The organism is Sinorhizobium sojae CCBAU 05684 (assembly GCF_002288525.1).
Taxonomy (GTDB): Bacteria; Pseudomonadota; Alphaproteobacteria; order Rhizobiales; family Rhizobiaceae; genus Sinorhizobium; species Sinorhizobium sojae.
In genome coordinates this window covers 579,933-592,219 of record NZ_CP023068.1, presented here as the reverse complement: position 1 = coordinate 592,219, position 12,287 = coordinate 579,933, and the positions used below count along the sequence as shown (strand labels likewise).

Genomic DNA, 12,287 nt, shown 5'->3' with positions numbered 1-12,287 from the left:
GGAGGAGGCGCGGGCGCGGTAGCCTGCGTCCCGGAAGCAGAGGCGGAGCATGTCCTATCTTGATAATGTGCGCGTGTTCGTGCGGGTCGTGGAACTTGGAACGCTATCGGCCGCTGGTCGCGACCAGCGCGTGACCCCGGCGGTCGCCAGCAACAGAATCAAGGAGTTGGAGCGGCAATTGGGTGTTCGCCTCTTCAACCGCACGACACGGAAACTGACGCCGACGGAACACGGCCGCGTCTTCTATGACGGCGCCGTCAAGATCCTCGAAGCGGTGGACGAGGCTGAAAGCGCCGTCGCCGATCTTTCCCGCAATCCCAAGGGCGCGCTCCGCATCACCGCACCGCTCGGCATGGGGCGGCGCCTCATCGCCTCCGGCATCCCTGAATTCCATGACAGGTATCCGGATATCGAGGTACGGCTGCGCCTTTCCGACCGCAATGTCGACATTCTGGCCGAAGGCGTCGACGTCGCCTTCCGGCTCGGCATACTCGAAGACTCGAACCTGCGCATGCGCGGGATTATGAATTGCGACCGGGTGCTCTGCGGTTCGCCCCGCTATTTCGAAAAACGCGAGGTGCCGGCGACGCCGGACGAGCTGATCACCGGACGCCATGATTGCCTGCTGCTGCGCTATCCGGGTTCCAAGGAATATTACTGGACGCTGCAGACGCCCGAGGGCGTGCGAAAGTTCGAGGTGGCCGGCCCCTATGATTCTGATGACGGCGACGTTCTCACCGAATGGGCGCTCGACGGGCGCGGCATCATCAACAAGCCGCTGTTCGAGGTGAAGCACTATATCGACGAGGGCACGCTGATGCCGATCCTTCAAGACACACCGCCACTCGGTGCGCAGCTCGCCGCGATCTATCCGCACAAACGCTTACAGGACCCGAAAGTCCGTCTGATCATCGACTTCATGGCCGACCGCTGCCAGCGGCTGATCGGCAAGATTCTCGCCGAGTCTCCGCCGGCGCGGGTGCAGGAGCCAGTTGAATAGACGGAACCGGAACAATCACTCTCGAGAGCGGTCTATGCGCGCGACAACAGCAGCCGCAGCCCTGCAAGGCCAAAGCACGTAGCGAGGAGCCCCTCTATCCAGCGCCTCGCCCGGCGGTACAGGCGCACCATCGGAGCGGTCGAGAAAATGATCGCATAGCCGCCGAATATGGCGACGCTCAGCACCGCGCAACCGCCGAGGATCGCCGCAAGCGTCTGCCAAGCGGAATCCGGCCCAAGCCCAAGCGTTACAAGGGCGATCCAGCCAAGGATCGATTTCGGATTGCTGAGATGCATGAACAATCCGCGCCGGTAGAGGTCTGCCCCGGTGAAAGCGGCACCCTTCGGCACGGCGCGTGCAGCAGCCTCAGCGTCGGACGCCAGCGCGGCCTTGCCGGCCTTGAAGGCGAGATAGAGGAGATACAGGCCACCGAAAATCTTGAGAACGACCAGGACTTCAGCATAGCGGGTCAGGACTGCGGAGACGCCCGTCGCTGCCATCGTCCCCCAGAAAAGCGAACCGCTGATGACGCCCGCAGCAAATATGAGGGCTGCCCGTCTTCCGCTATGCATCGCCACCCCCATGATCCGCATATTGCTGGGGCCAGGGCTCGCGGCTGCGATCACGTAGGCGGCATAGACGATCAGGAGGTGGTGGAATTCAGTCCACAATTCGAGGCCCTGTCCTGCTGTTAATTGCACATCGATCGCGACCGGACGCGCAGACCGGCAGGCTCTATCTTTGCCCTCGCCATCGACTTCCTGCAAGCGTTGCCGCAAGGGGATGGGGAGAGCAGCGACTACATCCTCCTCAATAGGTTAAAGGCAATAGACCACATCGTCAGAGCGATGAGAAGTTCCAGAATTCGCCAGGCTGCCGGCTTCGAGAAGACCGGCCTGAGCCAGGTCGCGCCGTAACCGAGCGAAAAGAAGAACAGGAAGGAGCCGGTCGCGGCGCCCGCTGCGAAGGAGGCCTCGTGTCCCGGAGACCGGGTCGAGATGGTACCAAGCAGCACGACCGTATCGAGATAGACGTGCGGATTGAGCCAGGTGAGAGCAAGACAGGTCGCAAGCGTTGCCCGAAGACTCGACGACCCCGCCTCCTGCACCGTCAACGCCCCCGACGCGTAAAAGGCAGAGTAAAGGCTTTTCGCGCCGTAGCAGACCAGAAATGCCGCGCCGCCATAGCGCATGACCGGGTCGAGCCAGGGGAGCAGCGCCGCGATCTGCCGGAAGCTGGTTACGCCCAGCGCGATCAACAGGGCGTCGGACAGTCCGCATGCAAGGCAGACGGCGAAGAGGTGCTCGTTGCGAAGGCCTTGGCGCAGCACGAACGCGTTCTGCGCGCCGATTGCCACGATCAGACTGAGCCCCATCACAAGACCCGTGCCATAAACCGGTAAATTCATGCCTCAATGCTCCCGAACAGCGATGGGCTTTTCCGCTATCGCAGCTTGCGAATTCAGGCTAGTTAATGCTTCTAAGCCTAATTAAGCAAAACTAATCCATGCTCGATTATTCAGCGCTCCGTGCCGTCTCCGCGGTCGTCCAAACCGGCAGCTTCGAGAAGGCCGCAGGCCTCCTCAATGTGACGCCTTCGGCCGTTTCGCAGCGCGTAAAGCAGCTCGAGGAACGCCTCGGCGTCGTCCTGGTCGCAAGGGGCAACCCCTGCACCGCCACGGAAAAGGGGGAATGGCTGTGCCGGCACATGGAAAATGTCGGCATGCTCGAAGCCGAACTATTCAGGCACCTGCCGGCGCTTGTCGATCCGGCAGGACCCGAGCCGAGGGTGACGCTGCATGTCGCCACCAATGCAGACAGTCTCGGCACCTGGTTCCTGACGGCCATGTCCCGCTTCGCTGAACGCTCCCCCTATCTCTTGAACATCGCGGTCGATGACCAGGACCATACCGCCGAGTGGCTACGGAGAGGACAGGTCATCGCTGCCGTCACCGGCCTGGAAAGGCCCATTCAGGGCTGCCGGCGCTTGTCACTCGGAACGCTGCGCTACCACGCCACCGCGAGCCCCGGTTTCGTTGCCCGCCATTTCCCGCAGGGCGTCACAAAGGAGGCCATTGCGAATGCGCCTATGCTGACGTTCAACCAAAAGGACAGGCTGCAAGGCCGTTGGATGCATCAGGTGTTCGGAGAAAACCTCAGCCCACCGACCCATTGGCTCCCTTCGACGCAAGGCTTTGTCGAGGCGAGCCTTTCGGGCATGGGCTGGGGCATGAATCCGGCACTCCTCATAGACGAGCACCTCGCCACCGGACGGTTGGTCGAACTGATCCCCGACACGCCGCTCGACGTTCCGCTCTACTGGCAAATGAACCGCCTCGCCGCTGATCGGCTTATGGACCTGACGCACGCGGTCACGACGGTGGCGAAGCATCATCTGCGGACCTGATACGCAGTCAAACGGGGTGGAAAACGGAGCCCGGAGAGCCATCCGTCGAGTGACCCCAATGCGCGAGAAGCCGACATTTCCCCACCCGCCGCCTCGAAGGAATGAAGTGATGATATGTCACTGTCGTTCCTGTGTTTAGTGGCGGGCTGCCTCAGATTGCTGTTCCGGGCCGCGGCGCGAATGCGCCGTTGGAAGGCGCCCTCCGTGCTGGTGAGGTGGCCATATCAATCCTATCCCCCGTGTCATTCGAATTCGCCACTTGCAATGGGACGACACTCCGTGTTAAACGTTTAACTGTTAATCGTTTAACAGCGATAGAGGCGCTGCCCAATGGCCGCGAAAAAGCCGTCAATCCGCGAGGTCGCCGCTTATGCGGGCGTATCCACCGCAACGGTTTCGAACGTCTTCAGCGGCCGCAAACCGGTCAACGAGGAATTGAAGAAGAGCGTTCTCGAAGCGGCGCAGCATCTCGGCTACCATATTGACCGCGCCGCCTCGCAACTGCGCTCCGGACGGACACGCATCATTGCGGTCCTGGTTCCGGATCTCACCGACACTTTCTTTGCGACGATCGTCTCCCGGCTGGAGACCCAGGCCTTTGCGGAGGGCTACGACGTCATCGTCGCGAGTTCGCATGACGACCCATCAGTGGAATCGTCGCGCTTAAAGGCGCTTCTTTCTTGGAGACCGGCGGGTTTGATTGCCGTCCCCTGCTCTAGTTCCACTCCCGCAGAGCTCATCGAGATCGAAAAGAGGCTTCCCATGGTGCTCGTCGATCGTGTGGCAAGCGAGGGTGCGATCGCCGACACGGTCACCATCGACAACCGGGAAGCCGGACAGATCGCCGCCGGCCATCTTCTCGAACATGGCCACCGCGACATCGTCATCGCGGTCTCAAACCTGGATTTCCCGCCGATTTTCGAGCGCGCCGAAGGCGCTGCCGATCTGATCGCGCAGCGTACCGGTGCGCGCCCTGTCACGCTCAAGCTCGGCTCCAACATGGAGCTCGGAGCCAGAACCTTCTCTGATTGGATGGACCGCAATGCGGCTCCAGGCGCGGTGATCGCACTCACCAACATCACCACCCTGAGCGTGCTGTCGGCTCTTGCGGAACGTCGCATTGCCATTCCCGAAAAGACCTCGATTGTCGCTTTCGACGATTATGCCTGGATGGCGGCGCGCAATACCGGACTGACGGCCATACGCCAACCGGTGGACCGGATCGCCGAGACGGCCTGGAAAAGACTGCAGCTGAGAATGGACAACGGCATGGAAGCACCGGCCGAACCCTCAGTCCTCAACGCCAGCCTTGTCGAGCGGGATTCGGTGCGGGACCTCGACAGCCGAAAGCCTCATGCGGTCGGAAACGACGCTCAGGACACAGGGTTGTCGGGCGAACGCATTTTGGCGGCTTCCGGGCAAGGGAAGAATGTTCACTGATCCAAAAGCCGGACAAAAACCGGCGAATTCAAGAAAGCGGCGCATGCCCGCAAACAGGGAGGAATGGAGGAGGCAAAACGTCAAAGCAGACACGCGGGGCGCCTAGAGTCACCCCGCGCGCAAGCACAATCGTCCTGAAATGGCCCGCCTGAACCGACGGCCGCCGATCTCAACAGTCGCCCTCGACCCGGGTTAGCAATCAAGCCGTTGCAGCGGCGCGAAAGCCCGGACCGTGCGGCGTGGCCGATCACGCCTGTCCAATTCTTAGCAGCGGTCTTTCAGGAAACCAACACTCTTTAGGCGATGTGTCGCTCAAGGAGCCTATTTCAAAACGGAGGAACTGAAATGACTGGAACAACAATGAAACTCGCCGGCGCGGCGCTGGCATCGATGCTGATGAGCGGAGTCGCATTTGCTCAGACATCCGGAACAGTCGCCTTCCTCATGCCAGACCAGGCCTCTACCCGCTACGAGGAACACGATTTCCCGGGCTTCAAGGCCGCTATGGAGAAGCTGTGCGCCGACTGCCAAGTCATCTACCAGAATGCGGATGCCGACGTCGCCCGCCAGCAGCAGCAGTTCAACTCTGTCCTCACGCAGGGTGCCAAGGTGATAGTGCTCGACCCGGTCGACTCCAGCGCCGCCGCTTCACTCGTGGCGCTCGCCCAGAGCCAGGGCGTGAAAGTGATCGCCTACGACCGTCCGATCCCGGATAAGCCCGCCGACTACTATGTCTCGTTTGACAACGAGGGTATCGGCAAGGCAATTGCCGAATCCCTGATGCGTCACCTAGAGGAAAAGGGGGTACCGACCGACAAAGGCGGCGTGCTCCAAATCAACGGCTCGCCGACAGATGCAGCTGCGGGCCTGATCCGCGACGGCATTCACGCCGGCATCGCGACCAGCAAGTACAAGACGCTCGCCGAATTCGATACGCCAGACTGGGCGCCGCCGAAGGCACAGGAATGGACAAGCGGACAGATCACCCGCTTCGGTGATCAGATCGTCGGCGTGGTTGCCGCCAATGATGGTACCGCCGGTGGCGCAATCGCAGCCTTCAAGGCAGCCGGTGTCAATCCGGTTCCGCCTGTAACCGGCAACGATGCGACGATTGCAGCGCTGCAGCTGATCATCGCGGGCGACCAGTACAACACAATCTCCAAGCCCTCCGAGATCGTTGCCGCCGCCGCGGCCAAGGTCGCCGTCCAGCTCATGAATGGTGAAACGCCGGAGGCAAAGACCACCCTCTACAACACCCCGTCGGAACTCTTCGTCCCGGCGGTCGTGACGCGCGAGAACCTCAAGGCGGAAATCATCGACAAGGGCATTCAGACGGCTGCGGAGCTATGCACCGGCCGCTATGCCGAGGGCTGCGCCGAGCTCGGCATCAAGTAAACCCTCCCGAGACGGTCGCTCGGTCCATCGTCGGCCGGGCGACCGAACAATATGAAAGAATACAGGAAGTCGACCCGTCATGACCGAGCACCCTACCAATCCGAACGAGACCGAGGCCATCCTCAGCCTCAAGGGCGTGTCGAAGAATTTCGGCGCAGTCTCGGCCTTGACCGACATCGAGCTGGACATCCATCCGGGCGAAATCGTGGCGCTTGTGGGCGACAACGGCGCCGGCAAATCGACCCTCGTCAAGATCCTCGCGGGCGTTCATCAGCCGACCTCCGGCACCATCCGCTTCGAGGGACAGCCGGTCACCATGAACGGGCCCGCCGACGCACTCAAACTCGGCATAGCCACCGTGTTCCAGGACCTCGCGCTCTGCGAAAATCTCGACGTGGTGGCCAATATCTTTCTGGGGCAGGAAAAGAACGCCTGGCATCTCGACGAGGTCGCCATGGAGGTCCGTTCCTGGGAGCTATTGAACGAGCTCGCAGCCCGAATCCCGAGTGTGCGCGAGCCGATCGCCTCGCTCTCTGGCGGGCAGCGCCAGACGGTGGCAATCGCACGCTCGCTGCTTCTCGAACCGAAGATCATCATGCTGGACGAACCGACGGCAGCTCTGGGTGTCGCGCAGACCGCCGAGGTTCTGAATCTCGTCGAACGAGTCCGCGACAAAGGTCTCGGGGTCATCATGATTTCGCATAACATGGAGGACGTCCGTGCGGTTGCCGACCGTATCGTTGTCCTCAGGCTCGGCCGCAACAACGGGGTGTTCGCCCCGGATGCCTCGAACGAGGAACTGGTCGGAGCCATCACCGGCGCTGCCGACAATGCTGTTTCGCGGCGGGCAAGCCGGCTCTCGTCGAGCGCCCCGAGTGAAGGAGCACGGCCGTGAGCATTCAACGGAATTCAGGAAATCCGACCATGCAGACACCTCAACTCGACCGCGCGGACGCCCGGATCAAGCATGCCGAGGGCATCGGCGGCACCGTCAGCGCATTCTTCGATCGCGTGCGTTCCGGTGATCTCGGATCATTGCCGGTGATCGTCGGACTCATCGTCATCTGGACGGTGTTCACGTCGCTCAACCCGATCTTCCTGTCACCGAACAACCTCGTGAACCTTCTCTTCGACTGCTCGACTGTCGGCGTGATATCGCTCGGCATCGTCTGCGTGCTGATGCTCGGAGAAATCGATCTTTCGGTTGGCTCGATGAGTGGGGTCGGCTCGGCTTTCATCGGCGTTCTATGGGTCAACATGGGCGTTCCCCTGCCGATAGCCGTCGGCGGCGCGCTTGCGCTCGGGGCCACCATTGGAGCGGCTTATGCGCTGCTGCGCACACAACTGGGTATGCCGAGCTTTGTCTCCACCCTGGCGGGTCTCCTCGCCCTTCTCGGGCTGCAGCTCTACATGCTCGGCTCGACAGGCTCGATCAACCTTCCCTATGCTTCGGCCCTCGTCAATTTCGGCCAGCTGATGATCATGCCGGCCTGGCTATCCCATACACTCGCACTCCTGCCAGGTGTTGCCCTCCTCGTGATGGGGCTTAGAACCCGCGCGCAAAGACAGGCCGACAATCTGTCCTCGAGCTCCGTCAACGGTCTCGTATTCCGAGCGGTCGTCGCAACTGTCGGCTTCGAATTGGCAGCCTTCTACCTCAACCAAGGCCGGGGCGTGCCGTGGATGTTCGGCTTGTTCGTGCTCCTGGTCGTCATCATGAACTATGCCTTCGTCCGCACGAAATGGGGACGCTCCATGAAGGCGGTCGGCGGTAATGCCGAGGCGGCACGACGCTCCGGCATCAACGTGACGCGGATCTATCTGAGTGCCTTCATGCTCTGCTCGTTCTTTGCCGCCCTTGGTGGTGTCCTCTCCGCCGCGCGCCTTGCTTCGGCAAGCCAGCAGGCGGGCACGGGCGATGTGAACCTGAACGCCATTGCGGCAGCCGTCATCGGCGGCACCAGTCTTTTCGGCGGCCGCGGCTCGGCCTGGTCGGCACTGCTCGGCATCATTGTCATACAGTCCATCGCAAACGGCTTGACGCTCCTGAATCTATCGTCGTCGCTGCGTTACATGATCACCGGCGCGGTTCTCGCCATCGCCGTCATCGTCGACAGCCTCGCCCGGCAAAGCCGCGTCTCCCACGGCCGTGCCTAAGCGAGAAGAACGAACAAGGATCTCCAACATGAAGGACGAACTGAAAGGCAAGGTCGCGGCCATCACGGGCGCCGCCTCCGGCATCGGCTTGGAATGCGCCCGTTCGCTCATCGCCGCGGATGCAAAGGTCGTGTTGATCGACCGGGCGGAAGAGCGGCTTATGCAACTCTGCACCGAACTCGGGCCGAGGGCGATCCCCCTGGTTATAGACCTCATGGATCCACGGGCGGTCGACGGCATGGCCGAACAGATCCTGGAAAAGGCCGGTAGCCTCGACATTTTCCACGCCAATGCCGGCGCCTATGTCGGCGGCGAGGTTGCGACAGGCGATCCGGATGCCTGGGACCGTATGCTCAATCTCAACATCAATGCGGCTTTCCGCTCCGTTCGCGCAGTGCTACCGCACATGGTTGAGCAGAAGAGCGGCGACATCATCCTGACCAGTTCCATAGCCGGGATCGTCCCGGTCGTCTGGGAGCCGATCTACACCGCCTCGAAATTCGCTGTGCAGGCCTTCGTCCATACGCTCCGGCGCCAGGTCGCCCCGCATGGCATCCGCGTCGGAGCCGTTGCGCCCGGTCCAGTGGTGACGGCTCTGCTGGACGATTGGCCTAAGGCTAAGATGGAGGAAGCGCTTGCCAACGGCAGTCTGATGCAACCGAAGGAGGTCGCTGACGCGGTCCTCTTCATGCTCAGCCGCCCGCGCACGGTGACCGTCCGTGACCTCGTAATCCTGCCCTTGACCGTGGACCTTTAAGGCAATGGACCATTATCTGATCGGGATTGATGTTGGGACCGGCAGCGCTCGGGCCGGGGTGTTTGAAAGCACCGGCAGGCTGCTTGCCGCTGCCAGACAGGACATTGCCCTCTTCAGCGAGGGGCCGGACCTTTACGAGCAATCCTCGGAAGATATCTGGCAGGCCGTATGCGCCAGTGTGCGTCGCGCCATCAGCAAATCAGGCATCGACCCGAGCGCCATTGCCGGCATCGGCATGGATGCCACATGCTCGCTGGTGGTTGTCGGTGCCGAGGGAAAATCGTTGCCCGTCGGCGATCCGTGCCATCCCGAACGCAATATTATCGTCTGGATGGACCACCGCGCGCTCGGGCAGGCTGACCGGATCAACGCCACCGGCCATGATGTTCTGCGCTATGTCGGAAACCGCATCTCTCCGGAGATGGAGACGCCGAAACTGCTCTGGCTCAAGGAAAACCGACCCGAGACGTTCTACGCTGCGGAGCACTTTTTCGATCTCACGGATTTCCTCACTTGGCGGGCCACGGACTGCCTTGAACGGTCGATTTGCACGGTGACCTGCAAATGGACCTACCTGGGCCACGAGCGGCGGTGGGATGAAAGCTACTTCCGGACCATCGGCCTTTCCGAGCTCGCGGCCGACAATTTTGCGCGTATTGGCAGCCATGTGGTCGATGCCGGAACGGCATTGGGGTCGGGCCTGACGCCGCGGGCCGCTTCCGAGCTCGGACTGCCGGTCGGCGTGCCTGTCGCGGCGGGTCTGATCGATGCCCACGCGGGCGGTGTCGGAACCGTCGGCTGGAAGGGCGAAACAGACAGTGGGTCGGCGACGACGCGGATGGCCTATGTCTTCGGCACATCCGCCTGCACCATGACCTCCACGGAGGCACCTGCCTTCGTGCCGGGCGTCTGGGGGCCCTACTATTCCGCCATGGTACCCGGTCTGTGGTTGAACGAGGCGGGCCAGTCGGCGGCTGGCGCTGCGATCGATCATCTCCTGTCGCTGCATCCGGCCTCTGCGGAAGCGGCGCGGCTGGCTGAGGCCGCCGGAATGGGTCTCGCAGAATGGCTCGCCGCCCGGGCCTCCGCGATGGCCGCCGGCGAACCGGACCTGGCAATCCTCGCCGACGGACTGCACGTCGTCCCCGAATTCCTCGGCAACCGGGCGCCATTTGCCGATCCGGAGGCAAAGGCGCTCATTGCCGGCCTGAGCATGGACCGATCCATCGACTCGCTCGTTCGGCTCTACGTGGCCGGCGTTTGCGGGCTCGGCTGCGGATTGCGGCAGATCGTCGAGGCCCAACAGGCAAAGGGTGTCACTATCGATACCATCGTCGTCAGCGGCGGCGCGGGTCGAAGCCCCATCGTCAGGCAGCTCCTGGCAGATGCTACGGGTCTCAGGGTGGCAGCTCCGGCTACGGATGAGCCCGTGCTCCTGGGCGCGGCCATGCTTGGCGCCGTGGCAAGCGGCCTGCATCCGAACCTCCAAGCAGCAATGGCAGGCATGTCCGCCATTGGCGACATTTACACACCGAAAGGCGGAGATGTCGCCACCTACCACGCCATGCGGTTCGAGGGGTTTGAGCTGTTGCAATCGACCGGTCGCCGTTTGCGGGAGCTACACTCTCGGAAATAGGACGGACATAGTTTCTCACCTATGCTCGCGCCTCCGTCCGCAAACAGCATACCCTGTTGCCGCCATCGAACAACTTTCAGCCCATCATGGCGCCCCTCAAGGAAGCGCATTCACCCGCTCTACCTCGATAGTGACGTGGGAGAGCGCATGTATCTGCGCGAGGCGAGTCTTGTAATCTGACGGCTCCTTGGGTTTGCTCGACACCAAAGAGATAATGGTTGCATGGTGGCCCGGCCCGACCTGCCAGACATGAAGGTCGGCGATCCGATCGTTTTCGTTTTCGAGAGCCTGGCGGATTTCTCCCGGCAGATCTTCGTCATCAGGGGTCCTGTCCAGCAGGACGGCACCGGAATCAAGAATCAGACCCCAGGACCAGCGGGCAATCACCATGGCGCCCACGATGCCCATGACCGGATCGGCCCAGTGCCAGCCATAACTGCGCCCGGCCAGCAGCGCCACGATGGCGAGGATGGAGGTCAGCGCATCGGCCAGGACATGCAGATAGGCAGCGCGAAGATTGTTGTCCTGGGCGTGGCTCTGGTGGTCGTGATCATGTGCGCCGCTAGCGCGGTTATGCCCGTGTCCATGCCCATGATGATGGTGAGAGCGATCGTCCTTGAGTAGCCAGGCGCAGATGAGATTGACCGCTAGCCCGATCACAGCGACGGCGATGGCCTGCTCGAAACTGATCTCCACCGGGCTGGCCAGCCGCATCAGGCTCTCCCAGCCGATGAGCACCGCAATGAGGGCAAGGACGATGGCGCTGGCAAAGCCCCCTAGATCGCCGAGCTTGCCGGTTCCGAAGGTGAAACGGGGATCTCCGACGTGGCGGCGGGCATAAAGATAGGTCAGTGCCGTGATCATCATCGCCCCGGCATGGGTGGACATGTGCCAGCCATCAGCAACGAGCGCCATCGAGCCATAGATCGTGCCGGCGGCGATTTCGATCACCATCATCGAGGCCGTCAGGGCAATAACCAGCCAGACACGTCGCTCGTTCCGCTGATGATTGCTCCCAAGGAAGTTGTGCCCATGGGTATAGGCAGAGATGTCGATTGCGGACATGCGATGTAACTCCCGCCGGCCCACCGGCTCATTTCATGTAGGTCCGGATGATTTCGATCAGTTCTTCTCCGCCCCGCTGGCGGTCAGTCTCGGTCTCGGCGTGAAGCACGTGCTCCCGGAGTTGCCCCTCCATCACTTCCGCCGTGAGGCCGCTCATCGCGCCGCGAACGGAGGCAAGCTGGCGCAGGATTTCGCCACAGGACTTCTCGGCCTCAAGGGCGCGTTCGATCCCCTCGATCTGGCCCTTGAGGCGGCGAACCCGGGCGATCAGCTTCTCTTTGTCGCGGATGGTATGAGACACGGTAAGGCTATCCTCAGCATTAAATAGCATAGGGGACTATATTATAGAACACACGAGGGGCCTGCAACACGGTTGTCCGCCGGTCGGCTGGAACTGAACGTCACGACGCGGCATTCCAGCTAAGGGTGAT

General features: G+C 61.9%; 12 protein-coding genes. 8 read left to right on the top strand and 4 right to left on the bottom strand.

What is annotated here, in order from left to right:
* Positions 1 to 49 precede the first annotated feature (49 nt).
* Positions 50 to 1,000 carry a LysR family transcriptional regulator gene (locus tag SJ05684_RS20395; protein WP_034855554.1) on the top strand — a complete coding sequence of 317 codons (951 nt, stop codon included), beginning with the start codon at positions 50 to 52 and terminating at the stop codon, positions 998 to 1,000.
* Between the two features lie 32 nt (positions 1,001 to 1,032).
* Here SJ05684_RS20395 and SJ05684_RS20390 read toward each other — a convergent pair whose 3' ends face one another.
* Both SJ05684_RS20390 and SJ05684_RS20385 read right to left on the bottom strand, forming a co-directional pair.
* Positions 1,033 to 1,671: a LysE family translocator gene (locus tag SJ05684_RS20390; RefSeq protein ID WP_034855706.1), complete on the bottom strand. Its 639-nt coding sequence runs from the start codon at positions 1,669 to 1,671 to the stop codon at positions 1,033 to 1,035.
* Positions 1,672 to 1,799: 128 nt separating this feature from the next.
* Positions 1,800 to 2,408, bottom strand: a complete 609-nt coding sequence (locus tag SJ05684_RS20385) for a LysE/ArgO family amino acid transporter (RefSeq protein ID WP_034855552.1) — start codon at positions 2,406 to 2,408, stop codon at positions 1,800 to 1,802.
* A 98-nt stretch (positions 2,409 to 2,506) separates the two neighbouring features.
* Between SJ05684_RS20385 and SJ05684_RS20380 the strand changes: the two genes are divergently transcribed.
* From SJ05684_RS20380 to SJ05684_RS20350, 7 genes are all read left to right on the top strand, one after another.
* The gene (locus tag SJ05684_RS20380; RefSeq protein ID WP_034855550.1) at positions 2,507 to 3,406 is read left to right on the top strand and encodes a LysR family transcriptional regulator ArgP; all 900 of its coding nucleotides are present in this window, start codon (positions 2,507 to 2,509) and stop codon (positions 3,404 to 3,406) included.
* Positions 3,407 to 3,736: 330 nt separating this feature from the next.
* The gene (locus tag SJ05684_RS20375) at positions 3,737 to 4,846 is read left to right on the top strand and encodes a LacI family DNA-binding transcriptional regulator (RefSeq protein WP_034855549.1); all 1,110 of its coding nucleotides are present in this window, start codon (positions 3,737 to 3,739) and stop codon (positions 4,844 to 4,846) included.
* 345 nt (positions 4,847 to 5,191) lie between these two features.
* A complete protein-coding gene (locus tag SJ05684_RS20370; RefSeq protein ID WP_034855548.1) occupies positions 5,192 to 6,241 on the top strand; it encodes an ABC transporter substrate-binding protein in 1,050 nt (349 codons plus the stop codon).
* 79 nt (positions 6,242 to 6,320) lie between these two features.
* On the top strand, positions 6,321 to 7,136 hold the full coding sequence (locus tag SJ05684_RS20365) for an ATP-binding cassette domain-containing protein (protein WP_034855547.1): 816 nt from the start codon (positions 6,321 to 6,323) through the stop codon (positions 7,134 to 7,136).
* Between the two features lie 29 nt (positions 7,137 to 7,165).
* Positions 7,166 to 8,398 (top strand): sugar ABC transporter permease, encoded by a 1,233-nt coding sequence (locus SJ05684_RS20360; RefSeq protein WP_034855546.1) that lies wholly within the window; start codon positions 7,166 to 7,168, stop codon positions 8,396 to 8,398.
* A 28-nt stretch (positions 8,399 to 8,426) separates the two neighbouring features.
* Positions 8,427 to 9,155: an SDR family oxidoreductase gene (locus SJ05684_RS20355; protein WP_034855545.1), complete on the top strand. Its 729-nt coding sequence runs from the start codon at positions 8,427 to 8,429 to the stop codon at positions 9,153 to 9,155.
* A gap of 4 nt (positions 9,156 to 9,159) precedes the next feature.
* The gene (locus tag SJ05684_RS20350; protein ID WP_034855544.1) at positions 9,160 to 10,791 is read left to right on the top strand and encodes an FGGY-family carbohydrate kinase; all 1,632 of its coding nucleotides are present in this window, start codon (positions 9,160 to 9,162) and stop codon (positions 10,789 to 10,791) included.
* Between the two features lie 96 nt (positions 10,792 to 10,887).
* Here the strand turns inward: SJ05684_RS20350 and dmeF are convergent, their stop codons facing one another.
* The gene (dmeF, locus tag SJ05684_RS20345; RefSeq protein ID WP_034855543.1) at positions 10,888 to 11,856 is read right to left on the bottom strand and encodes a CDF family Co(II)/Ni(II) efflux transporter DmeF; all 969 of its coding nucleotides are present in this window, start codon (positions 11,854 to 11,856) and stop codon (positions 10,888 to 10,890) included.
* A 28-nt stretch (positions 11,857 to 11,884) separates the two neighbouring features.
* Complete coding sequence (locus SJ05684_RS20340) at positions 11,885 to 12,157, bottom strand: metal/formaldehyde-sensitive transcriptional repressor (RefSeq protein WP_034855541.1); 273 nt, start codon at positions 12,155 to 12,157, stop codon at positions 11,885 to 11,887.
* Positions 12,158 to 12,287 lie beyond the last annotated feature (130 nt).